At 41.6% G+C, this 22,164-nt stretch carries 22 protein-coding genes and 1 other RNA gene; 20 read left to right on the top strand and 3 right to left on the bottom strand.

Annotated features, from left to right (window positions below):
- Nucleotides 1-73 precede the first annotated feature (73 nt).
- The 3 genes from polA (at nt 74) to perR (ending at nt 3,896) form a co-directional block, all read left to right on the top strand.
- The gene (gene polA / locus HFK82_RS06260) at nt 74-2,710 is read left to right on the top strand and encodes a DNA polymerase I (protein ID WP_168261218.1); all 2,637 of its coding nucleotides are present in this window, start codon (nt 74-76) and stop codon (nt 2,708-2,710) included.
- An 87-nt stretch (nt 2,711-2,797) separates the two neighbouring features.
- Nucleotides 2,798-3,223: a CoA-binding protein gene (locus HFK82_RS06255; protein WP_154454924.1), complete on the top strand. Its 426-nt coding sequence runs from the start codon at nt 2,798-2,800 to the stop codon at nt 3,221-3,223.
- A gap of 178 nt (nt 3,224-3,401) precedes the next feature.
- Entirely contained in the window at nt 3,402-3,896 is a 495-nt protein-coding gene (perR, locus tag HFK82_RS06250) for a peroxide-responsive transcriptional repressor PerR (protein ID WP_168261177.1), read from the top strand.
- A gap of 47 nt (nt 3,897-3,943) precedes the next feature.
- Here the strand turns inward: perR and HFK82_RS06245 are convergent, their stop codons facing one another.
- Nucleotides 3,944-4,705, bottom strand: coding sequence for a DUF975 family protein (locus tag HFK82_RS06245; RefSeq protein ID WP_168261176.1), 762 nt, complete (start codon nt 4,703-4,705; stop codon nt 3,944-3,946).
- A 182-nt stretch (nt 4,706-4,887) separates the two neighbouring features.
- Between HFK82_RS06245 and tgt the strand changes: the two genes are divergently transcribed.
- From tgt to HFK82_RS06195, 10 genes are all read left to right on the top strand, one after another.
- Nucleotides 4,888-6,030, top strand: a complete 1,143-nt coding sequence (gene tgt, locus HFK82_RS06240; protein WP_168261175.1) for a tRNA guanosine(34) transglycosylase Tgt — start codon at nt 4,888-4,890, stop codon at nt 6,028-6,030.
- 71 nt (nt 6,031-6,101) lie between these two features.
- Entirely contained in the window at nt 6,102-6,878 is a 777-nt protein-coding gene (locus tag HFK82_RS06235) for an MBL fold metallo-hydrolase (protein ID WP_154454928.1), read from the top strand.
- Nucleotides 6,878-7,378 (top strand): tRNA adenosine(34) deaminase TadA, encoded by a 501-nt coding sequence (gene tadA / locus HFK82_RS06230; protein ID WP_168261174.1) that lies wholly within the window; start codon nt 6,878-6,880, stop codon nt 7,376-7,378. The genes HFK82_RS06235 and tadA overlap by 1 nt, the downstream gene beginning before the upstream one ends.
- Nucleotides 7,379-7,415: 37 nt before the next feature.
- Nucleotides 7,416-7,501: signal recognition particle sRNA small type (gene ffs, locus HFK82_RS06225), an RNA gene on the top strand.
- A gap of 200 nt (nt 7,502-7,701) precedes the next feature.
- Nucleotides 7,702-9,051, top strand: a complete 1,350-nt coding sequence (locus HFK82_RS06220; protein WP_168261173.1) for a glucose-6-phosphate isomerase — start codon at nt 7,702-7,704, stop codon at nt 9,049-9,051.
- Between the two features lie 135 nt (nt 9,052-9,186).
- On the top strand, nt 9,187-10,026 hold the full coding sequence (locus HFK82_RS06215; protein ID WP_168261172.1) for a hypothetical protein: 840 nt from the start codon (nt 9,187-9,189) through the stop codon (nt 10,024-10,026).
- A gap of 207 nt (nt 10,027-10,233) precedes the next feature.
- Nucleotides 10,234-10,932 carry a 2,3,4,5-tetrahydropyridine-2,6-dicarboxylate N-acetyltransferase gene (gene dapD, locus HFK82_RS06210; RefSeq protein WP_168261171.1) on the top strand — a complete coding sequence of 233 codons (699 nt, stop codon included), beginning with the start codon at nt 10,234-10,236 and terminating at the stop codon, nt 10,930-10,932.
- 21 nt (nt 10,933-10,953) lie between these two features.
- Complete coding sequence (locus HFK82_RS06205; RefSeq protein ID WP_168261170.1) at nt 10,954-12,084, top strand: N-acetyldiaminopimelate deacetylase; 1,131 nt, start codon at nt 10,954-10,956, stop codon at nt 12,082-12,084.
- A gap of 330 nt (nt 12,085-12,414) precedes the next feature.
- The gene (locus tag HFK82_RS06200; protein WP_168261169.1) at nt 12,415-12,945 is read left to right on the top strand and encodes a 5-formyltetrahydrofolate cyclo-ligase; all 531 of its coding nucleotides are present in this window, start codon (nt 12,415-12,417) and stop codon (nt 12,943-12,945) included.
- Nucleotides 12,942-13,610, top strand: coding sequence for a rhomboid family intramembrane serine protease (locus HFK82_RS06195; RefSeq protein WP_168261168.1), 669 nt, complete (start codon nt 12,942-12,944; stop codon nt 13,608-13,610). Before HFK82_RS06200 ends, HFK82_RS06195 begins: the two co-directional genes overlap by 4 nt.
- A gap of 44 nt (nt 13,611-13,654) precedes the next feature.
- Here the strand turns inward: HFK82_RS06195 and galU are convergent, their stop codons facing one another.
- Both galU and HFK82_RS06185 read right to left on the bottom strand, forming a co-directional pair.
- Complete coding sequence (gene galU, locus HFK82_RS06190; RefSeq protein WP_168261167.1) at nt 13,655-14,572, bottom strand: UTP--glucose-1-phosphate uridylyltransferase GalU; 918 nt, start codon at nt 14,570-14,572, stop codon at nt 13,655-13,657.
- Nucleotides 14,573-14,621: 49 nt separating this feature from the next.
- Nucleotides 14,622-15,638, bottom strand: a complete 1,017-nt coding sequence (locus HFK82_RS06185) for an NAD(P)H-dependent glycerol-3-phosphate dehydrogenase (RefSeq protein ID WP_168261166.1) — start codon at nt 15,636-15,638, stop codon at nt 14,622-14,624.
- A gap of 199 nt (nt 15,639-15,837) precedes the next feature.
- Here HFK82_RS06185 and HFK82_RS06180 point away from each other — a divergent pair, with 199 nt between their 5' ends.
- The 7 genes from HFK82_RS06180 (at nt 15,838) to gltX (ending at nt 22,154) form a co-directional block, all read left to right on the top strand.
- Nucleotides 15,838-16,605: an epoxyqueuosine reductase QueH gene (locus HFK82_RS06180; protein WP_168261165.1), complete on the top strand. Its 768-nt coding sequence runs from the start codon at nt 15,838-15,840 to the stop codon at nt 16,603-16,605.
- 14 nt (nt 16,606-16,619) lie between these two features.
- Complete coding sequence (locus HFK82_RS06175; RefSeq protein ID WP_168261164.1) at nt 16,620-17,066, top strand: dUTP diphosphatase; 447 nt, start codon at nt 16,620-16,622, stop codon at nt 17,064-17,066.
- A 35-nt stretch (nt 17,067-17,101) separates the two neighbouring features.
- Nucleotides 17,102-18,463, top strand: coding sequence for a DNA repair protein RadA (radA, locus tag HFK82_RS06170; protein WP_167829313.1), 1,362 nt, complete (start codon nt 17,102-17,104; stop codon nt 18,461-18,463).
- 124 nt (nt 18,464-18,587) lie between these two features.
- On the top strand, nt 18,588-19,085 hold the full coding sequence (locus tag HFK82_RS06165; RefSeq protein ID WP_168261163.1) for a beta-class carbonic anhydrase: 498 nt from the start codon (nt 18,588-18,590) through the stop codon (nt 19,083-19,085).
- 27 nt (nt 19,086-19,112) lie between these two features.
- A complete protein-coding gene (locus HFK82_RS06160) occupies nt 19,113-20,039 on the top strand; it encodes an aldo/keto reductase (RefSeq protein WP_168261162.1) in 927 nt (308 codons plus the stop codon).
- A 38-nt stretch (nt 20,040-20,077) separates the two neighbouring features.
- The gene (locus HFK82_RS06155; RefSeq protein ID WP_168261161.1) at nt 20,078-20,575 is read left to right on the top strand and encodes an LURP-one-related/scramblase family protein; all 498 of its coding nucleotides are present in this window, start codon (nt 20,078-20,080) and stop codon (nt 20,573-20,575) included.
- Between the two features lie 121 nt (nt 20,576-20,696).
- Entirely contained in the window at nt 20,697-22,154 is a 1,458-nt protein-coding gene (gltX, locus tag HFK82_RS06150; protein ID WP_168261160.1) for a glutamate--tRNA ligase, read from the top strand.
- The last annotated feature ends 10 nt before the right edge of the window (nt 22,155-22,164 follow it).

Raw genomic sequence — 22,164 nt, 5'->3', positions numbered from 1 at the left:
TAAATGTTAGCATTTGCCAAGCTATCGTGCGTAAGAGGAGAGGAGATAGCTCAAGATGTGTTATAATAAAGCCATGGAAAACAAGAAAAAATTACTTTTAATTGACGGGTCATCGGTTGCCTACCGTGCTTTTTTTGCCTTATACAATCAGATTGACCGTTTTAAAAACCGAATAGGTTTGCATACCAATGCCATTTACGGCTTTCACCTCATGTTAAATCACTTGCTAGAGCGTGTGCAGCCAACGCACGTTTTGGTGGCTTTTGATGCGGGTAAGACCACTTTCCGTACGGAAATGTACGAAGATTACAAGGCTGGTCGTGCCAAGACGCCAGAAGAATTTCGTGAGCAGCTGCCTTACATTCGTGAGATGTTGACCGCCTTGGGCATTACTTTTTACGATTTGGTGAATTACGAGGCTGACGACATCATCGGAACTTTGGATAAATTAGCCGAAAACGAAGACGAGTACGATGTGACTATTGTCAGCGGGGACAAGGATTTGATTCAGCTGGCGGATAACAACACCACGGTTGAGATTTCCAAAAAAGGCGTGGCTGAATTTGAAGCCTTTACCCCAGCTTACCTCATGGAAAAAATGGGTATCACACCCAAACAATTCATTGATCTTAAGGCGTTGATGGGGGATAAATCGGACAACATCCCTGGCGTGACCAAAATCGGTGAAAAGACAGGTCTGAAACTGCTCTTAGAATACGGCAGTCTGGAAGGCATTTATGACAACATTGACGGCATGAAAAAGTCTAAGATGAAGGAAAACTTGATTAACGACAAAGAGCAAGCTTTCTTGTCTAAGACCTTGACGACCATTGATGTGACGGCTCCTATCACCATTGGTTTGGATGATATTGCCTACCAAGGACCTAATTTGGATAAATTGGTGCCTTTTTACGATGACATGGGCTTCAAGCAGTTTAAAGACAGCTTAGGTGCTCCTAAGAAGCAAGAAACATTTGACGTGGCTTATACAGAAGTGGACAGCTTGTGTGCGGATATGTTCACAGATGACCAATTTTTCTATTTTGAAATTTTGGGCGACAATTACCACGTTGAGCCTATCATTGGCTTTGCTTGGGGAAATGACAAGGCGATTTATGCGTCAACCAATCTTGGACTCCTCAAGGATGATTTGTTCCAAGCCGCTTTGGCTAAGCCAATCAAGACCTACGATTTCAAACGGAGCAAGGTCCTACTCAGTCATTTAGGCATTGATTTGCCAGCGCCAGCCTTTGACAGCCGTCTTGCCAAGTACCTCTTATCAACAGTTGAGGACAATGAATTGTCAACCATTGCTAGACTTTACACCAACCACGTTTTGGATAGTGATGAGGCCGTTTATGGCAAGGGCGTTAAGCGTGCTGTTCCTGAAAAAGCGGTGCTGCTCAGCCATTTAGCTCGTAAAATTATTGTTTTGAACGATTCAGAACAAGCCATGTTAGATAAATTGGCTGAGCACCAACAAGCCAGTTTGTTAGTTGACATGGAGCAACCTTTAGCAAATGTCTTGGCGAAAATGGAAATCGCAGGTATTTCCGTAAAAAAAGCGACCTTGCAAGATATGGAAGCAGCCAACCAAGCCGTTATTGACGAATTGACACAGGAAATCTATGACCTAGCAGGCATGGAATTCAACATCAACTCACCAAAACAATTGGGTGAATTGTTGTTTGACAAGATGCAGTTGCCAACTAGCTACACCAAGAAAACCAAGACAGGCTATTCAACGGCCATAGATGTTTTGGAACGTTTGGCCCCGATTTCTCCAATTGTGTCTAAAATTTTGGAATACCGCCAAATTGCCAAGCTCCAATCCACTTATATCGTTGGTTTGCAGGATTTCATTTTACAAGACGGCAAAATCCATACCCGCTATTTGCAAGATTTGACGCAGACAGGACGTCTATCAAGTGTGGACCCGAACTTGCAAAATATCCCTGTGCGTTTGGAACAAGGGCGCTTGATTCGAAAAGCTTTTGTGCCTGAAACAGAAGATGAGCTCTTGTTGAGTTCGGACTACTCGCAAATTGAATTGCGTGTGCTTGCCCACATTTCAAATGATGAGCATTTGATTGCGGCTTTCCGTGAGGGAGCAGATATCCACACCTCAACTGCCATGCGTGTCTTTGGCATTGACAAGCCAGAAGACGTGACGCCAAATGACCGTCGCAATGCTAAGGCAGTAAACTTTGGTATTGTCTATGGTATTTCAGACTATGGGCTTGCCAACAACTTAGGCATTCCGCGGAAATTGGCCAAGCAGTACATTGACACGTACTTTGAACGCTACCCAGGCATCAAGAATTACATGGAGCGCGTGGTGCGTGATGCCAAAGATAAAGGCTATGTGGAAACACTCTTCCACCGCCGCCGTGAGTTGCCAGATATCAATGCTCGCAACTTCAACGTCCGTCAATTTGCCGAACGTACCGCTATCAATTCGCCTATTCAAGGAAGTGCTGCCGATATTCTCAAAATTGCCATGATTAACCTTGATAAAGCCTTGGTTGAGGGACAATTCAAGACTAAAATGTTGCTGCAAGTGCACGATGAAATCATTCTTCAAGTGCCAAAAGATGAGCTTGAAACCGTTAAAAAATTGGTTAAAGAAACCATGGAATCTGCAATTGATTTGTCAGTACCACTTATTGCAGACGAAAATGTAGGGCAAACTTGGTACGAAGCTAAATAAAAGACATGAGATGGCAAGGTTTGTCATCTCATTTTTAGAAAGAAGTGTGTTATACTGAAGAAAAGACATTTTTAGGAGGTTTCTGCGATGACTACTTTCCAAAATCCGAGCCAAACCGTGATAGCGGACTATCTGAAAAATGCTAAAACCATTGCTGTGGTTGGGCTATCTCATCGTGAGGACAGTGCTGCTTACCGTGTTTCTAAGATCATGCAAGAAGCAGGCTACACCATTATTCCTGTCAATCCCAAATTAGCAGGACAGAAGGTTTTAAATGAAACAGCTTATGCTAGGTTGCAAGATGTTCCTGTTCACATTGATATTGTGGATGTTTTCAGACGCAGTGAATTTCTTCCAGAAGTCGCTAAAGATTTCCTAGAAACAGATGCCGATATTTTCTGGGCACAACTTGGTCTAGAAAGCCAAGAAGCTGCTGATCTGTTACAAGCTGCAGGCCGTGATAACATCGTCATGAATAAATGCATCAAGATTGAATATCAAAATTTATTATGAAAAAACTGAGAGTTCGCAGAAAGCGACTCTCAGTTTTTATGCTCTTTTTGCATTATATATAAAATGAATTTCAAGAATTTTTTGTCGATAAAGACAAAAATAAAACGAGCACCGCTTTCTTTCTTAGCTTTTAAACTGTGTTATAATGAATACAGCAAACGAGGAAGGAGGCTTTGCTATGGATATTCATACCCATCATCGTCCGTTAGATGCTTATGAAAATGTGATTGAGCATTTAAGGGGAAAACACATTCGTATCACGGAAACACGTAAAGCTATCATTGCTTATCTGATAAATAGCACCGAGCATCCTAGTGCCGATAAAATTTACAAAGATTTGTTGCCAGAACACCCAAGTTTGAGTTTGGCAACGGTTTATAATAATATAAAAGTTTTAGTCGATGAGGGATTTGTGACGGAATTAAAGGTCACAAACAATCCAACCACTTACTATGATTTTATGGGACACCAGCACATCAATATCATTTGCAAATGCTGCGGTGCCATCACTGATTTTATGGATGTGGATGCGATTGACATTGGAAAAGAAGCTTACGAGCAAACGGGCTACCAAATCACAAAAATACAGGTAACCGCCTACGGTCTTTGCCCCAAGTGTCAAGAAGATGTCAAGCAATCAGGACGCTCACCCCTTGCTCTTTATGAAGAATGAGGGACAATAAAAAAGCCTTTCAACCACTACTGGCTGAAAGGCTTTTTTTAGATTTCTTCTTGTTCAAGCAAGTTTTCGTAGAAGATAAGGTTTGCAGTTGTTCTGTATGGTAGCGTGTAGAAGCAAAGCAAACCAAAGGTAAGGGCGGTCAAAATATCCCAACCGATGAAGCTAAACTCAAGGCAGAAGAAACGCCATTTGTTACCATCCATCAAGGCTTGGCTTTTGGCAATCACTTGACGAGGTCCTCGGTAAGTACCGTTGTTGACTTCGTCGTAAAGCACGTATGTCGTCATACTATAAGCGTATTGCTTCATGATGGCAAAGAATGTTCCAATAAGAGCCATAGCGCAACCAACGAAAATGATAGCAGAACCAGCTAGGTTGTTGTCAACGCTAACGACCATACCAAGTGATAAAATCACACCACCAGCAATAGCAATCAAAGACCACAAGAAAATGAAGAACCATTTAACAATAGCTGTCACAAGAAATTTCCAAAAGAGTTCGTTTGAAAAGACAATCATATTGTCTGAAACGCTCACTTCGGTTCTTTTGGCACGTAGCACATCAAGCACCGCATAACTTGCTGACGCTAAAAATAGGGTCAATAAAATTTGAATAAGTGGTGGAAGTGAGGTTGCAAAATCCACAAATATGGTCACATCACCATAAGAAACGATGGTTTGACGGTAAGATAGGGAAATGGTTAAAATAGATAAAATGATAGTAACAATAAAGAGCTGGTATTTACCAGTCAGTGTTTTAAGAAACTCTCGCGCTTGTCGGCGTGTTTCTGAAGCAGTCATGTCAAAAAACCTCCTTTAATCGTGCTTTTTATTATAACATATTGTATTAGAAATAGCATATAATAAGAACTGCATGACAAACAGCTACTTTTTTGGTAGAATCGTAAAGGTTATTTTTACCATTATTTTGAGAATGTATTGACATTGCCCACAACTGTTTTTTGTGGTAGCTAGGAGAAAATATGACAGATTATCCCATTAAATATCGTTTAATTAAGAAAGAAAAACACACGGGAGCGCGTTTGGGTGAGATTATCACACCGCACGGCACTTTCCCGACACCAATGTTTATGCCTGTGGGAACGCAGGCTACTGTTAAGACTCAATCCCCAGAAGAACTCAAAGAAATGGGTTCTGGTATTATTTTGGCCAATACCTATCACCTTTGGTTGCGTCCAGGTGATGATTTGATTGCGCGTGCTGGCGGTCTGCACAAATTTATGAATTGGGACCAAGCCATCTTGACAGATAGTGGTGGTTTTCAGGTTTATTCATTAGCAGAAACGCGTAATATCACAGAAGAAGGGGTAACCTTTAAAAACCACCTCAACGGTGCTAAGATGTTCCTCTCTCCAGAAAAAGCCATTTCGATTCAGAATAATTTGGGTTCTGATATCATGATGAGTTTTGATGAATGCCCACAATTCTACCAACCTTATGATTACGTTAAAAAATCTATCGAGCGTACTAGCCGTTGGGCAGAACGTGGTTTGAAAGCACACCGCCGACCACATGACCAAGGCTTGTTTGGTATCGTGCAAGGGGCTGGATTTGAAGACCTTCGCCGCCAGTCAGCTCATGACTTAATTAGCATGGATTTTCCAGGATATTCTATCGGTGGTTTAGCTGTTGGGGAATCACACGCCGAAATGAACGCGGTTTTGGATTTCACGGTGCCTATTTTGCCTGAAAATAAACCACGTTACTTGATGGGTGTTGGAGCACCTGATAGCTTGATTGATGGGGTGATCCGAGGAATTGATATGTTTGACTGTGTCTTGCCAACGCGTATCGCTCGAAACGGTACCTGCATGACCAGCGAAGGACGTTTGGTGGTTAAAAACGCCCAATATGCCGAAGACTTTACACCGCTTGACCATGACTGTGATTGCTACACTTGCCGCAATTACACGCGTGCTTACATCCGTCATTTGCTAAAAGCTGATGAAACCTTTGGTTTGCGTTTGACAAGTTACCACAACCTTTACTTCCTTGTCAACTTGATGAAAAAAGTCCGTCAAGCCATTATGGATGACAATCTTTTGGAATTTCGTAAAGATTTCTTTGAACGCTACGGTTACAATCGAAGCGACCGTAATTTCTGAGACTTCACTCAACCTGTCAAGGTTGGGTCTTTTTGTGTTATAATGGTTTATAAATAAAGGAGGGGTGTACTATGAAGTTAACAGCACTTGGTTGTTGGGGAGCTTATCCACACGATGACGGTGGAACAACTTCTTATCTCGTTACTGGTGAAGATGGTTTTCAATTATTGATGGACTGCGGTAGTCGTGCCGTGACAGAACTGGAAAAAGAAATCAGCCCGATTGATTTGGATGCCGTGATTATTTCGCATTATCATCCTGACCACATCGCTGACTTGGGTGTGTTGCGCCACTATTTCCAATTGTATCCAAAACACCTTTGGACACCAAAAGTTTTGCCAATTTATGGACACAAGGAAGACTTGTATGAATTTGACAAATTAACTATGCTTGGCGTTTCAGAAGGTAGAGCTTATGATGTGACAGGTGTTGAACACATTGGTCCTTTTGATGTGACCTTTATCAAAACCGTTCACCCAGTTCCTTGCTACGCTTTTCGTATCGTTGAAAGAGCTACTGGTCAAGTCCTAGTCTTTACTGGTGATACGGGTTACTTTGATGGCTTGGATGCATTTGCCAAGGATGCAGACCTCTTTTTAGCGGATGTTTACCTTTATGAAGGCAATGAAAACCACCCAGCTCATTTGACAAGCAAGGAAGCTGGCGAAATTGCCCATAAAGCAGCCGTTAAATCCCTTGTTTTGACACATACCCCACCAATTCCACCAGAAGGCATTGATGCGACAAAACACTTGCAAGTGCTGAAAGAACAAACCCAACACTATGCCAAAGACGTTCCTGTTGATTTAGCCGTGCCGCACAAATCATGGCAATTAGGTGACTTGTAATGTCAGCATTTACGCAGGAAGAAAAGGCGTATTTTATGCGAGAAGCGCTCAAAGAAGCACAAAAGTCATTAGCCAAAGGTGAAATTCCTATCGGTTGCGTTATCGTCAAAGACGGTGAGATTATCGGTCGTGGGCACAATGCGCGTGAGGAGCAGCAAAAAGCTATTTTACACGCTGAAATCATGGCCATTAACGAAGCCAACGAAAAAGAGGGCAACTGGCGTTTACTGGATAGCACCTTGTTTGTCACCATTGAACCTTGCGTCATGTGCAGCGGTGCTATTGGATTAGCTCGCATTCCGCAGGTGATTTACGGAGCTACTAATCAAAAATTTGGCGGTGCTGGGAGCCTGTACGATATTTTGACCGATGTTCGCCTCAATCACCGAGTTGAGGTGGAAACAGGGATTCTAGAAGCTGAATGCGCGGGAATTATGCAAGATTTTTTCCGTCGTAATCGCGAAAAGAAAAAAGCCCAACAAAAACAGGCAAAAGCATAGTTCTGGCTTGCATCATTTCTTAATTATGATATAATACTTATCGGAGCAACATCTTCGCGTGAAGTGGGTCAGGGGAGGAATCCAGCAGCCCTAAGCGATTGTAGGTGTGTGCTCTTTTTTTATTTCTAAAAATAGGTGCCTAAATTTTTAGGACTTTTTATGTTGTTTTTTTACAGAAAAAACTTGATTTTTGTGTACTTTTTCTGAATGTTTTCTGAAAATAGCAAACGCTTTATTTATTTGATCTATTTTGTTAAAAATCATTGAAAAATAAAGGATAAAAGAGTAATATAGAAGAGAGATTGTATTCGAGGAGGATAAAAATGACACATATTACATTTGATTATTCAAAGCTTTTAGATCAATTTGTTGAACAAGAAGAAGTTGATTTTATGCAAGCTCAAGTAAGTGCCGCTGATGAGTACTTGCGCAAAGGAACAGGTCCTGGTTCTGACTTCCTTGGTTGGTTAGACCTTCCAGAAAACTACGACAAAGAAGAATTTGCTCGTATTCAAAAAGCTGCTGCTAAAATCCAATCAGACAGCGAAGTGCTTGTTGTTATCGGTATTGGTGGTTCATACCTTGGGGCGCGTGCCGTTATCGACTTTTTGAGTAATCATTTCTACAACTTACAAGCATCTGCAGACCGTAAAGGTCCACAAATCCTTTACGCAGGTAACTCAATTTCTTCAAGTTACTTAGCAGATCTTGTCGAATACGTGAAAGATAAAGATTTCTCAGTAAACGTTATTTCTAAATCAGGAACAACAACTGAACCAGCGATTGCTTTCCGTGTCTTCAAAGAACTTTTGATTGAAAAATACGGTCAAGAAGAAGCTAACAAACGTATCTATGCAACTACTGATAAAGCAAAAGGTGCTGTTAAAGTAGAAGCTGTTGCTAACGATTGGGAAACATTTGTTGTGCCAGATAATGTTGGTGGACGTTTCTCAGTATTGACACCAGTAGGTCTTCTTCCAATTGCTGCTGCAGGTATTGATATTGAAGCTCTTATGAATGGTGCTAACGCAGCGCGCAAAGATTTGTCATCTGACAAACTTTCAGAAAACATTGCTTACCAATACGCTGCTATCCGTAACATCCTTTACCGTAAAGGTTATGTAACTGAAATCTTGGCAAACTATGAACCATCACTGCAATACTTTGGTGAATGGTGGAAACAATTAGCAGGTGAATCAGAAGGTAAAAACCAAAAAGGTATCTACCCAACATCTGCAAACTTCTCAACAGACCTTCACTCACTTGGACAATTCATCCAAGAAGGTTACCGCAACATCTTTGAAACAGTTGTTCGTGTTGATAAACCACGTAAAAACGTTGTTATTCCTGAATTGTCAGAAGACCTTGATGGCCTTGGTTACCTTCAAGGTAAAGACGTTGATTTCGTAAACAAAAAAGCAACTGATGGTGTACTTCTTGCTCACACTGACGGTGGAGTACCTAACATGTTCTTGACACTTCCTCAACAAGATGAATTCACTCTTGGTTATACAATCTACTTCTTCGAGTTGGCTATTGGTCTTTCAGGTTACCTTAACGCTGTTAACCCATTCAACCAACCAGGTGTAGAAGCATACAAGAAAAACATGTTTGCTCTTCTTGGTAAACCAGGATTTGAAGATTTGTCAGCTGAATTGAACGCACGTCTTTAATTTATCATTAACATAGATAAAAAAGCTTCCGTAAGGGAGCTTTTTTGTGTGAAAAAATTCTCTGAAACCGATTGACAAAAATTATATATGTATATATAATGATTGTGGAAATTTTAAGGAAAATGGAGATTAGGCATGTCAAATAATGACCAAAATCAAATGTATGAGGTAATGATTCAAACAATCACTGCTGCTAGTCAGCTACCTTTTGTAAAAGTGAATCGAGAAGAGTTCCTAAGAAAGGAATTTGCTGGTAATAAGTACTTAGAGAATATTATAAAGGATGGTCCTCAAAGTGTTTTTACTAGTCAAGCTTTACGAAAAAGAGCTAAAAAAGTCATAAATAACGCTACTAATAAAACTTCAGTGGCTTCTTTTGTAACTGGGCTTCCATCTAATCCAGTTACTGCTTTGGCATCCGGAGGAGCAGATATTATTCAATATTTTGGTTTTGCTCTAAATTTGTCACAGCAAATAGCTTATTTATTTGGTGAAGATGATTTATTTGGCGGAGATTATAATCAATTACCAGAGGAAGCACGAATTCGTATTGTTGCTTATCTAGGTATTATGCTTGGGGCAAGTGGTTCATCTGCCCTAATTGCTAATATATCTAAAACAGCTGGGAAAACTCTTGGGAAGAAGGTAACACAACAAGCTTTAACCAAAACCGCGTGGTATCCGCTTGTTAAGAAAATAGGCAGTACCATAGGAGTTAAAATTACGAAACAAAGTGTTGGAAAATCAATTACTAAAGTAGTTCCAGTACTTGGTGGAGTGATTTCTGGGGGTCTAACTTATATGACATTTAAACCAATGGGAAATAAATTAGCCGATACATTTGTAGATTTATTGGACGGAAAAATTTTAGAAGATCTTTCGGGAATGAATGAGTATAGAGGAGACTTTAGACAAAAGATGGCTAAAGACGTAGAAGATATTGATGGAGAATTTACAGAATTAGCTGGTGAATAAAAGTTATTTTGTATTTTAATAATACCTAGTCACTCAGTTTTTTACTGAGTGATTTTTTTAATAAAATTTCTTTCCAAATTTTCTGAATATTTGTTATAATAATATACAATTAACTAATTTTGAATTGGAAGGAGTAGGGTGTTTGGCTTGGAAAGTCTTGGTATCAGGATTCTCCTAGGTCTTTAAAACGCTCTGGGTATCTTAAATATGACTGCACAAAAAATGACGGCGCAAGAGATTATTGCTTTTATTGGTAATGCGGAGAAAAAGACAAATGTGAAGGTGACTTTTGAGGGAGAGTTGGCAGCGGCTGTTCCAGAAAATGTTCTCAAGCTTGGCAATGTGCTTTTTGGGGATTGGAAAGATATTGAGCCACTTTTGGCTAATCTGACTGAAAACAAGGATTATGTGGTGGAACAAGATGGGCGTAATTCTGCGGTACCTTTGCTGGATAAACGTCATCTCAATGCTCGTATTGAGCCAGGTGCGATTATTCGTGACCAAGTAACCATTGAGGACAATGCGGTGGTGATGATGGGAGCTGTGATTAATATCGGTGCTGAAATCGGTGCTGGCACTATGATTGATATGGGTGCGGTTCTTGGTGGTCGCGCGATTGTTGGAAAAAATAGCCACATCGGTGCGGGTGCGGTCCTTGCAGGCGTGATTGAGCCAGCTTCAGCAGAACCTGTTCGTATCGGTGATAACGTTCTTGTGGGAGCGAATGCCGTTGTGATTGAAGGGGTTCAGGTTGGTAATGGTTCGGTCGTTGCAGCGGGAGCTATTGTTACAAAAGATGTTCCTGAAAATGTCGTGGTAGCAGGTGTCCCTGCTCGCATCATTAAAGAAATCGATGCGAAAACTCAACAAAAAACAGCCCTAGAAGACGCTCTACGTCATTTATAAAACCCATTTGGAGTTTGCGATATGACTTTAGATTTAGTGAAAATTCGTCGCGATTTGCATCAAATTCCAGAAATTGGTTTGGAAGAATTCAAAACACAAGCCTATCTTTTGGAGCGGATTGCAGAGATAACGGCTGGAAAAGACTTTGTAGAACAACACACTTGGCGTACAGGTATTCTTGTCTTTATCAAGGGATATGCCCCTGAAAAAACAATTGGTTGGCGTACAGATATTGACGCTTTGCCTGTTGTTGAAGAAACAGAGTTGCCGTTTGCGAGCCAGCACGAAGGGCGCATGCACGCTTGTGGACACGATATCCACATGACGGTTGCCCTTGGTCTGCTCAATGAATTGGTGCAAAAACAGCCTAAAAATAATGTTCTGTTTCTCTTCCAACCAGCCGAAGAAAACGAAGCAGGTGGCATGCTCATGTATCAGGACAATGCTTTTGGCGATTGGAAACCAGATGAATTTTATGGCTTGCATGTGCGACCTGATTTTAAGGTGGGTGATATTGGGACCAATACCTCAACCTTGTTTGCAGGGACTTGTGAAGTTTTGGTAACCTTTAAAGGCAAGGGCGGACACGCTGCTTTTCCTCACGAAGCTAACGATGCCTTGGTTGCTGCGTCTTACTTTGTGACGCAGGTGCAGACGATTGTGAGCCGCAATGTTGACCCTATTCAAGGTGGGGTGGTGACCTTTGGTTCTTTCCATTCAGGCACGACCAATAATGTCATTGCAGAAACCACGCAGCTGCATGGGACTATTCGAACGTTGACACAGGAGATGAGCCTGCACATTCAAAAACGCTTAACTGAAATTGCTCAAGGTGTTGCGGCCAGTTTTGGTATAGAAGTCGACGTGGAACTCAAACAAGGAGGCTATCTTCCTGTTGAAAATGACCCTGAATTGGCGCGTGAATTGATGGCTTTCTTTGAAGCTCAAGAAGCTGTCAATTTGATTGACTGTTTGCCAGCCATGACTGGTGAGGATTTTGGTTACCTTTTAAATCACATTCCTGGCGTTATGTTTTGGCTTGGGGTAGGTACACCTTATGCCCTTCACCATCCTAAAATGAGCCCAAATGAGGATGCCCTACCATTTGCCGTTCGTGAAATCTCAGGTTTCTTAAAAGAAAGAGCCAATTAGAAATAAAAAAGACGCAAAACCTTGTTTTTGCGTCTTTTGTTATGTTTTAAATGAAAAAACCACTGTGGGGAAAACAGTGGCCAAAAAGGGAAGGACATGATTTTTCAATCATGCCCAGGAGATTTATGAAAGGGGAATAATTCTAAAGAGACTATTCCCAGCGGTTTGGGAGAACCGCTATCTAGGATAACTCTTATTGTAGCGGGTAAACCTTAAAGAAACCTTAAAGCTATTAAAAATATTCTTTCCAAAAGCTAAAATAGTCGATTTTGTCATGCCTTTCCAAAGTTTTTGTTATTAGGAAAAAAGGTTTTATGGTATGATAATAGCATGGAAAAATTACACGTACGACAGCAGATTTTAGCAGCCTTAAAGGGGCAAGATCGGAAAGAAAAGCAGGTGAGAGATCTCCAGTTATTGGAAGATTTGACCGCCTCTAAGGCTTATCAAGACGCTAAGGTTATTGCGACTTATTTAGCTTTTGATTTTGAATACGATACGCAATTGCTGATCCGTCAGGCTGAGAAAGATGGTAAATGTATTCTTGTGCCTAAGACTTATCCACAGGGACGCATGGTCTTTTGTCCTTATGAAAAAGAGTCGCTGGTGCAGACTTCTTTTGGTCTGTGGGAACCGCTAAGTAGTGATGAGGCTGTGGACAAGTCAGAGATTGATTTGATTCATGTTCCTGGTGTTGCCTTTAACCGTGCGGGTTTTCGTATTGGTTACGGTGGGGGCTATTACGACCGTTATTTATCAGATTATCATGGACAGACGGTCAGCACCATTTACCATTTTCAAGAACAGGATTTTCACGAAGATACTTATGACATTGCAGTGAGGGAGGTTTTTAGTCGATGAGGGATGCCTTACAAAAAAGCCCAGTAACCATGATATTATTGGCCATGACGACTCTTGTCTTTTTAGCCATGCAGGTACTTTATTTGGGAAATGCCAGCACTGGAACAGCTGTTTTTAATTTTGGGGGAATGTACGGAGCTTACGTTGCCTACGACCCTAGCCAATTATGGCGCTTGGTCACTCCGATTTTTGTTCACATTGGTTGGCAGCATTTTATTTTTAATGCATTGACACTTTATTTTGTTGGACAATTGGCCGAGCAGATTTGGGGACATCATAAATTTCTGGCTTTGTATGTCTTATCTGGGATTGCTGGAAACGTCTTTACCCTTTTCTTCACGCCAAATGTGATTGCAGCAGGGGCTTCGACGTCTTTATTTGGCGTTTTTGCCGCGACCATGGTTGTTGGCTATTTTGGTAAAGACCCTTTTTTAAAGGAAGTTGGGCGTAATTACCAAATCTTGATTGCCATTAACTTATTGTTTAATCTGTTTAGTCCAAGTATTGGTATTGTCGGACATATTGGTGGTATTGTCGGAGGACTCTTGTGTGCCGTCTTTTTACCAACGCAGGTTGATGAAAAGTTATTTCAACCGTGGCAACGCTGGCTAGCTCTAGCAGCCTATATTATTCTAAATGGTTTACTTGTCTTTTTAGCCTTGTAAGGCGCTAAAAAGCCCCCTCAAGTTGAGCTTGAGGGGGCTGCTTTTTAGTCTTCTTTTGTTTGTTTAGGTGCTGTACCTTCTAATTCTTTCCCTAAATCAATCAAGTATTGTTTCATATTGTCTTTGACTTGAGGATGTTGAAGGGCATATTCGATAGATGTTTTCATAAAACCAAATTTGTTACCGACATCGTAGCGGCTGCCATTGAATTGACGAGCGAAAACACGTTGTGTTTTGTTAAGTGTATCGATAGCATCTGTCAATTGAATTTCGTTACCAGCTCCAGGTTCTTGTGTTTCAAGGATATTGAAGATTTCTGGAGTAAGGAGGTAGCGACCGATAATCGCTAAATCACTTGGTGCGTCTTCAGGGGCTGGTTTTTCAACAAAAGTTTCCACACTATAAAGTCCGTTGACACCTTCACCGTGAGGTGCAATAACACCGTAAGATGACACTTCATCATGAGGAACAGGCATCACAGCGATTGTTGAAGCGTGTGTTTGTTCGTAATCGTTGATGAGTTGTTTAGTCAATGGCACAGCTTTATCATCTGTGATATCCATCAAATCATCCCCGAGCATCACCACGAAAGGTTCGTTTCCAACGAATGCTTTGGCTTGAAGCACAGCATCTCCAAGTCCACGTGGGTGGCTTTGGCGGATGAAGTGCAAGTTGATTGCTGTGGTGTCGTTTACTAGTTTAAGAAGGTCTGTTTTTCCTTTTTGTTCTAGGTTGTACTCTAATTCAAAGTTTGAATCAAAGTGGTCTTCGATAGAACGTTTTTGTTTTCCAGTTACCACCAAAATATCTTCGATACCTGATTTCAAAGCTTCTTCAACGATAAATTGGATGGTTGGTTTGTCGACGATTGGTAACATTTCTTTGGCTAATGCTTTAGTAGCTGGCAAAAAACGTGTTCCAAGACCGGCAGCCGGAATGACAGCCTTTTTAACTTTTTTCATGTGAGAGTCTCCTTTTGTTTCAATTGAATGACTTATTAAAAATGTGAGTTTAGTGCCATTCGTCCTCTGAACGGAAGTCGCCAGACATCAAGGCAACGATACATTCTTTGACATCATAACCTTCGTAGATGACCTTGTAAATGGCACTGGTGATTGGCATATAGACATCTAGTTCTTTTGCCAATTCGTAAGCAACCTTGGTAGTTGATATCCCTTCGATAACCATTCCCATGTTTTTCTCGATATCAGCTAGTTTTTCGCCTTTTCCTAGGGCATTACCAGCGCGCCAGTTACGAGAATGAACAGAGGTTCCTGTTACGATGAGATCCCCCACACCAGAAAGTCCGATGTAGGTTAACGGGTTGGCACCCATTTTCACCCCTAAACGTGTGATTTCTGCTAGACCACGTGTGATAACAGCGGCCTTGGCATTGTCACCATAACCAAGTCCGTGCAAAATCCCAGCTCCAACGGCGATGATATTTTTCAAGGCACCTGCCGTTTCAACACCGATCACATCTGAATTGGTGTAAAGACGGAAATAGTTGTTGCTGAAGAGTTCTTGGACGTATTTGGCGGTTTCCATGTTCTTAGAAGCAGCTGTAATCAAAGTGATGTCACGAACAATGGTTTCTTCGGCATGGCTTGGTCCAGAAACCACCACGATGTCAGAACGTAGTTCTTTTGGAATCTCTTCCTCAATAACAGTTGATAGGCGTTCGTGTGTTCCAGGCTCAAGGCCTTTTGACGCGTGCATCACGACGACTTTATGGTCAAGCACCTCAGCGACTTGTTTTGCAACAAGACGCATGACTTTTGTGGGGACGACAAATAAGACAGCATCCGCGTCTTTTAGGGCTTCAGATAAATCAAGCGTTGCCTTGATGTTTTCTGAGAGATGTTTGTCTTTGAAGTAACGTATATTAGTATGTTCCGTGTTGATTTCATTGATTTGTTCGAGAACATTTCCCCAGAGACAAACGTCATGCCCATTATCGTTTAATACTTGGGCGAGAGCGGTTCCCCACGAACCGGGTCCTAAGACAGCAATTTTTTGTCTTACCATTTTTTCTCCTCTCTTAAACGAGCCAGATTACAACCTCCATTATATCACAAGAAAACCTTGTTTGTCTTCATTATTTGTAACGGCTTTCGAAAAATGAGGGGGCTTAAGTCTTGTTTGGAAAGGTTATCCGTCTGTCATGTGCTGGGAGTTATGGTATAATGGAAGGACTTTTAGAAATGACGAGGAAAGGAAGACAATTGTGATTGATTTAGAAGAGATTTTATCTAAAATGAATCCCAATCAAAAAATCAACTATGACCGTGTCATGCAACAAATGACCAAACAATGGCTGAAAGAAGAGGTGCGACCTCGCATTCTTGTTCACGTTTGTTGTGCGCCGTGTTCGACATATACCTTGGAGTACTTGACGCAGTATGCAGATTTGACGGTTTATTTTGCCAATTCCAATATTCATCCTAAGGTGGAATACCATCGCAGGGCCTACGTTGTTCAGCAATTTGTGTCGGATTTTAACGAAAGAACGGGCAATCAGGTACAATTTATCGAGGCACCTTATGAGCCCTCAGAGTATTTCCAAAAGGTGCGTGGTTTGGAAGAAGAGCCTGAGGGTGGCGACCGTTGCAAGGTTTGCTTTGATTACCGTTTGGATAAAACAGCTCAAATGGCTGTGGAGCTTGGTTTTGACTATTTTGCCAGTGCCTTGACCATTAGTCCGCATAAAAATTCGCAGCTCATCAATAGCGTGGGCATTGACGTGCAAAAAGTTTATGCTACTAAGTATTTGCCAAGTGATTTCAAAAAAAATAATGGCTACCGTCGTTCGGTTGAAATGTGCGATGAGTATGATATCTACCGTCAATGCTACTGTGGCTGTGTTTTTGCGGCGAAGCAACAAGGCATTGATTTTGCTCAAATAACTAAGGACGCCAAAGTTTTCATGGAAGGAAAAGACGCCGAGAAAAGCTTTCCCCACATTCGTTTTACCTATGAAGGCAAGGAAATTTAGAAAGGAATAATAACATGAGTAAAGTGAGAGGGTTTGAGTTGGTTTCGTCATTTACGAATAGCAACTTATTGCCAAAACGAGAAACAGCCTATGCGGCGGGTTATGATTTGAAAGCAGCCGTGACAACAGAAATTGCCCCAGGTGAAATCAAGTTGGTGCCAACAGGTGTCAAGGCTTATATGCAGGCAGGTGAAGTGCTTTACCTCTATGACCGTTCGTCAAATCCACGTAAAAAAGGCTTGGTTTTGATTAACTCTGTTGGGGTCATTGACGGGGATTATTATGGCAATCCTGCTAATGAAGGTCACATTTTTGCCCAAATGCAAAATATCACTGATGAACCTGTTGTGGTTGAAGCTGGCGAACGCATTGTTCAAGGGGTGTTCATGCCTTTCTTGGTTGCTGACGGTGATGAAGCAGACGGCGTGCGTACAGGTGGTTTTGGGTCAACTGGGAAATAAGTTAGTCGTGTCAAAAGAGAAGGAGGGTGTGCCTTATCGCTAAGAAAAAAACAACGTTTATTTGTCAGGAGTGTGGCTATCACTCTCCAAAATATTTGGGGCGTTGTCCCAACTGTGGTGCTTGGACCTCATTTGTCGAAGAGGTAGAAGTCCAAGAGGTTAAAAATGCGCGTGTCAGTTTGACGGGTGAAAAGAGTAAACCGACCAAGCTAAAAGACGTGAGCTCGATTCATTATGCTAGAACCAAGACGGAGATGGAGGAGTTTAACCGTGTGCTTGGTGGTGGTGTCGTGCCAGGAAGTTTGGTGCTGATTGGTGGGGACCCTGGTATCGGAAAATCAACGCTTCTGTTGCAGGTGTCTATTCAATTGGCTGATAAGGGCACTGTGCTCTACGTTTCTGGGGAAGAATCTGCCGAGCAGATTAAATTGCGTTCGGAGCGTTTGGGCGATAGTGACAATGCCTTTTACCTCTACGCCGAAACCAATATGCAGGCTATTCGCGCACAGATTGAGCAGATTCAGCCTGATTTCTTGGTGATTGATTCCATTCAAACCATCATGAGTCCTGATATTTCGGGGGTGCAAGGCTCGGTGTCGCAGGTGCGTGAAGTAACAGCAGAACTCATGCAATTGGCTAAGACCAACAACATTGCCACCTTTATCGTGGGCCATGTGACTAAGGAAGGACAGCTGGCCGGTCCTCGTATGTTGGAGCATATGGTGGATACGGTTTTGTATTTTGAAGGGGAACGTCACCATACTTTCCGTATTTTGCGGGCTGTGAAAAACCGTTTTGGTTCCACCAATGAAATCGGCATTTTTGAAATGCAGTCAGGCGGTCTGGTTGAGGTACTCAATCCAAGCCAAGTTTTCCTCGAGGAACGCTTGGACGGAGCGACTGGTTCGGCTATCGTGGTCACCATGGAAGGCAGCCGTCCCATTTTGGCGGAAGTGCAAGCCTTGGTTACACCGACTGTTTTTGGCAATGCCAAACGCACGACAACAGGGCTTGATTTTAACCGTGTGAGCTTGATTATGGCGGTGCTGGAAAAACGTTGTGGTCTGCTTTTGCAAAATCAAGATGCCTATCTTAAATCAGCTGGTGGCGTCAAGTTGGACGAGCCTGCTATTGATTTGGCGGTCGCGGTTGCGATTGCCTCAAGTTACAAGGAACAACCAACCAATCCTCAAGAAGCCTTTATCGGTGAGATTGGCTTGACGGGTGAAATTCGCCGTGTCACACGCATCGAGCAACGGATCAATGAAGCCGCAAAACTCGGATTTACCAAGGTTTACGCTCCTAAAAATTCCCTTTCAGGAATTGACATTCCAGACACTATCCAAGTCATCGGCGTGACAACGGTCGGTGATGTGCTCAAAAAAGTCTTTGCATAGTTTGAAAAGCCAAGGTAATCGTCTTGGATTTTTCGTTTATGTAAAGCGTTTTAGGCGACAAGAGGGGCGAAAAATGATAAGATGAGAAAAACTTTAGACGTCATCAGACCAAGGAGGAATTTGGATGTCTTATTTTGATAATTTTTTGAAAACCAATCAAGCCTATGCGGATTTGCATGGAACGGAGCATTTGCCACAAAAACCGAAAACCCAGGTTGCGATTGTGACCTGTATGGATTCGCGTTTGCACGTGGCTCAAGCACTTGGTTTGGCGCTTGGTGATGCTCATATTTTGCGAAATGCAGGTGGGCGCGTGACGGATGATGTGATTCGTTCTTTGGTGATTTCTCAGCAACAATTGGGGACACGTGAAATTGTAGTTCTTCATCACACAGATTGTGGGGCACAAAGTTTTACAAATGAAGCTTTTGCAGCGCAGTTAGAGCGTGATTTAGGTGTGTCAGTTCATGGAAAAGATTTTCTGCCATTTTCTGATGTTGAAGAAAGTGTCCGTGAGGATGTTAGAAAGCTGCGCGAGTCGCCGTTGATTCCTGATGATATTGTGATTTCTGGTGCTGTTTATGATGTGAATACTGGTCGCATCAGTGAAGTAACACTCTAGGTGTTTGATTTTGAAAAAGGAGAGAAAATGAGATATATCAAATTTGGCGAGCGCCAAAAGGAAGTTTCAGAAGTTGTTTTGGGATTAATGCGCATTTCAGAAATGACGGTTGATCAAGTTGAAGACTTGATTGAGTCTGCTCTGGAGGTTGGAATTAATGCCTTTGATATTGCTGATTGTTATGGTCATGGAAAATGTGAACAGATTTTAGGAGAGGTGTTGAAACGTCGTCCTGACTTGCGTGAGAAGATGTGGATTCAATCAAAATGTGGTATCCGCATGGAAGAATTTACTTATTTTGATTTTTCAAAAGAGCATATTTTAGAAGCTGTGGATGGCATTTTAGAGCGTCTTAATGTTGATTACACTGATTCTTTGTTACTTCATCGTCCAGATGCGCTTATGGAGCCTGCAGAAATTGCGGAAGCTTTTGATTTGTTGAAGTCACAGGGAAAAGTTATCGATTTTGGTGTCTCCAATCAAAATCCGATGATGATGGCATTGATTCAAAAAGATGTTAACCAACCTTTGGTGGCTAATCAATTGCAACTGAGTGCAGCCTTTACCCCTAGTTTTGACGCTGGTTTTCATGTCAATATGAAACAAGAGGCTGGGATTGTTCGCGACAGCAGTATTTTTGAATATTGTCGCTTGCATGATGTGGTGATTCAAGCTTGGTCAGTACTTCAGTTTGATTATTTTGGCGGTGTTTTCTTGGGTTCTGAGAAATACCCTGAGTTAAATCACGTTTTAAACCGTTTGGCTGAAAAATATCATGTCAGCCCGTCAGCGGTTGCTATTGCTTGGGTGTTGCGATATCCAGCAAAAATGCAAGCTGTGATTGGAACAACCAAAAAAGCTCGTGTTGCTGAAGCAGCTAAGGCGGCAGAAATCCAGTTAACGCGAAAAGAATGGTATGAAATCTACTTGGCTGCGGGCAATGATTTGCCATAAAAATGCCTTTAGGGTTTTGAGTAAATTGGGAGAAGTTTATGCGAAAATTTGAAATCAGCCAAAAATTCTGGTCGCTAGCTGGCAAGTTTGACATCTTTGATGAGGATAGTCGTTTGGCTTATCAGGTTCAAGGTTCTTTTCTGAAACTATTTAAGGAATTTACTATTTTTGATGGACAAAGAAAGACTGTCAGTCATATTAAGCAGCAGTTTAGTTTTCCTTTCCAGAAATTTATGGTGACTTTTGCGGATGGTAAGGAAATCACGATTCAAAAACGTTTTTCACTGTTGAAAGCTAAGTATGATATTTCTGATTTTGGTTTAGAAGTAGCTGGGGATATTTGGAATATGACATTTAGCCTTCTTAACCAAGGACGTGAGGTGGCTAAGATTCATCAAGAATGGTTTAAATTTCCTTCAACTTATCGAGTGGAAATTGCTGATGATTCTTTGTCTGACCTTGTCATTTCTTTGGTTATTGCTATTGATTATATCAAGGAAAAAGAGTCAAGTGCAGCTAGTTCAGCATCAAGTTAAAGTTCAATTGTTCTAAATCTTGGATATAGGAAGGAATTCAGCTGATTTCAGCTGAATTTTTTGTTCCAAGACTCAAGATTGTGCTATAATAGGAATGATTGAAATGTAATAGGAGATGACAATGCCTAAGAAGATTCGTGTGCGTTACGCACCAAGTCCAACGGGACTTTTACACATCGGAAATGCGCGAACTGCGCTCTTTAATTACCTTTACGCTCGTCACCATGGTGGTGATTTTATTATCCGTATCGAAGATACTGACCGTAAACGCCATGTCGAAGACGGTGAACGTTCACAATTGGAAAACCTCAAATGGTTGGGAATGGATTGGGACGAAAGCCCAGAAACTCATGACAAATACCGCCAATCAGAACGTTTGGATATTTACCAAAAATACATCGACCAATTGTTGGCAGAAGGTAAAGCTTATAAATCATACGTTACAGAAGAAGAATTAGCTGCTGAACGTGAACGCCAAGAAGTTGCTGGTGAAACACCACGCTACATTAACGAATTTCTTGGTATGTCTGAGGATGAAAAAGCAGCCTACATTGCTGAACGTGAAGCAAAAGGCATCGTTCCAACGGTTCGCTTGGCTGTCAACGAATCAGGTATCTACAAATGGAATGATATCGTTAAAGGCGAGATTGAATTTGAAGGTGGCAACATCGGTGGTGACTGGGTTATCCAGAAAAAAGATGGTTATCCAACTTACAACTTTGCCGTTGTCATTGACGACCACTTAATGGAGATTTCACACGTTATCCGTGGAGATGACCACATTGCCAATACACCAAAACAATTGATGGTTTATGAAGCCCTTGGTTGGGAAGCACCTGAGTTTGGTCACATGACTTTGATTATCAACTCTGAAACAGGTAAAAAACTATCAAAACGTGACACCAACACGCTTCAATTTATCGAAGATTACCGCAAAAAAGGCTATATGCCAGAAGCTGTCTTTAACTTCATTGCTCTTCTTGGTTGGAACCCAGGTGGTGAGGATGAAATCTTCTCACGTGAAGAATTGATTAAACTCTTTGACGAACATCGGTTGAGCAAATCTCCAGCTGCCTTTGACCAAAAGAAAATGGATTGGATGAGCAACGAATACATCAAGAATGCTGATTTTGATACCATTTTTGCGATGGCAAAACCATTCTTGGAAAAAGCTGGTCGTTTGACAGACAAGGCTGAAAAATTAGTGGAACTTTACAAACCACAAATGAAATCTGTGGACGAAATCGTTCCATTGACAGACTTGTTCTTTGAAGATTTCCCAGAATTAACTGATGCTGAAAAAGAATTCATGGCTGGTGAAACTGTACCAACCGTTCTTGAAGCCTTCAAAGCAAAATTAGAAGCGATGAGTGATGAAGATTTCAAATCTGAAAACATCTTCCCACAAATCAAAGCCGTTCAAAAAGAAACAGGCATCAAAGGTAAAAACCTCTTCATGCCAATCCGTATCGCCGTTTCAGGTGAAATGCACGGTCCAGAACTTCCAGATACCATCTACCTTCTTGGTCGTGAAAAATCAATCGAACACATCGATAACATGCTTAAAAGCCTGTCATAATGAGTGACGA

It is taken from the genome of Streptococcus alactolyticus (assembly GCF_012277075.1).
Taxonomy (GTDB): Bacteria; Bacillota; Bacilli; order Lactobacillales; family Streptococcaceae; genus Streptococcus; species Streptococcus alactolyticus.
Note: the sequence above shows the minus strand (reverse complement) of the source record. Positions and strands in the feature narration are given on the sequence as shown.

Excerpts from the sequence above, each read along its gene's own strand:
- HFK82_RS06175 (WP_168261164.1), top strand. The coding sequence starts at position 16,620 with ATGAGTAAAGTGAGAGGGTTTGAGTTGGTTTCGTCATTTACGAATAGC.
- HFK82_RS06155 (WP_168261161.1), top strand. The coding sequence starts at position 20,078 with ATGCGAAAATTTGAAATCAGCCAAAAATTCTGGTCGCTAGCTGGCAAG.
- HFK82_RS06165 (WP_168261163.1), top strand. The coding sequence starts at position 18,588 with ATGTCTTATTTTGATAATTTTTTGAAAACCAATCAAGCCTATGCGGAT.
- perR (WP_168261177.1), top strand. The coding sequence starts at position 3,402 with ATGGATATTCATACCCATCATCGTCCGTTAGATGCTTATGAAAATGTG.
- galU (WP_168261167.1), bottom strand. The coding sequence starts at position 14,572 with ATGAAAAAAGTTAAAAAGGCTGTCATTCCGGCTGCCGGTCTTGGAACA.
- dapD (WP_168261171.1), top strand. The coding sequence starts at position 10,234 with ATGACTGCACAAAAAATGACGGCGCAAGAGATTATTGCTTTTATTGGT.
- HFK82_RS06200 (WP_168261169.1), top strand. The coding sequence starts at position 12,415 with ATGGAAAAATTACACGTACGACAGCAGATTTTAGCAGCCTTAAAGGGG.
- tadA (WP_168261174.1), top strand. The coding sequence starts at position 6,878 with ATGTCAGCATTTACGCAGGAAGAAAAGGCGTATTTTATGCGAGAAGCG.
- HFK82_RS06245 (WP_168261176.1), bottom strand. The coding sequence starts at position 4,705 with ATGACTGCTTCAGAAACACGCCGACAAGCGCGAGAGTTTCTTAAAACA.
- HFK82_RS06215 (WP_168261172.1), top strand. The coding sequence starts at position 9,187 with ATGTCAAATAATGACCAAAATCAAATGTATGAGGTAATGATTCAAACA.
- HFK82_RS06220 (WP_168261173.1), top strand. The coding sequence starts at position 7,702 with ATGACACATATTACATTTGATTATTCAAAGCTTTTAGATCAATTTGTT.
- HFK82_RS06195 (WP_168261168.1), top strand. The coding sequence starts at position 12,942 with ATGAGGGATGCCTTACAAAAAAGCCCAGTAACCATGATATTATTGGCC.
- HFK82_RS06255 (WP_154454924.1), top strand. The coding sequence starts at position 2,798 with ATGACTACTTTCCAAAATCCGAGCCAAACCGTGATAGCGGACTATCTG.
- polA (WP_168261218.1), top strand. The coding sequence starts at position 74 with ATGGAAAACAAGAAAAAATTACTTTTAATTGACGGGTCATCGGTTGCC.
- gltX (WP_168261160.1), top strand. The coding sequence starts at position 20,697 with ATGCCTAAGAAGATTCGTGTGCGTTACGCACCAAGTCCAACGGGACTT.
- HFK82_RS06205 (WP_168261170.1), top strand. The coding sequence starts at position 10,954 with ATGACTTTAGATTTAGTGAAAATTCGTCGCGATTTGCATCAAATTCCA.
- HFK82_RS06235 (WP_154454928.1), top strand. The coding sequence starts at position 6,102 with ATGAAGTTAACAGCACTTGGTTGTTGGGGAGCTTATCCACACGATGAC.
- tgt (WP_168261175.1), top strand. The coding sequence starts at position 4,888 with ATGACAGATTATCCCATTAAATATCGTTTAATTAAGAAAGAAAAACAC.
- HFK82_RS06185 (WP_168261166.1), bottom strand. The coding sequence starts at position 15,638 with ATGGTAAGACAAAAAATTGCTGTCTTAGGACCCGGTTCGTGGGGAACC.
- HFK82_RS06160 (WP_168261162.1), top strand. The coding sequence starts at position 19,113 with ATGAGATATATCAAATTTGGCGAGCGCCAAAAGGAAGTTTCAGAAGTT.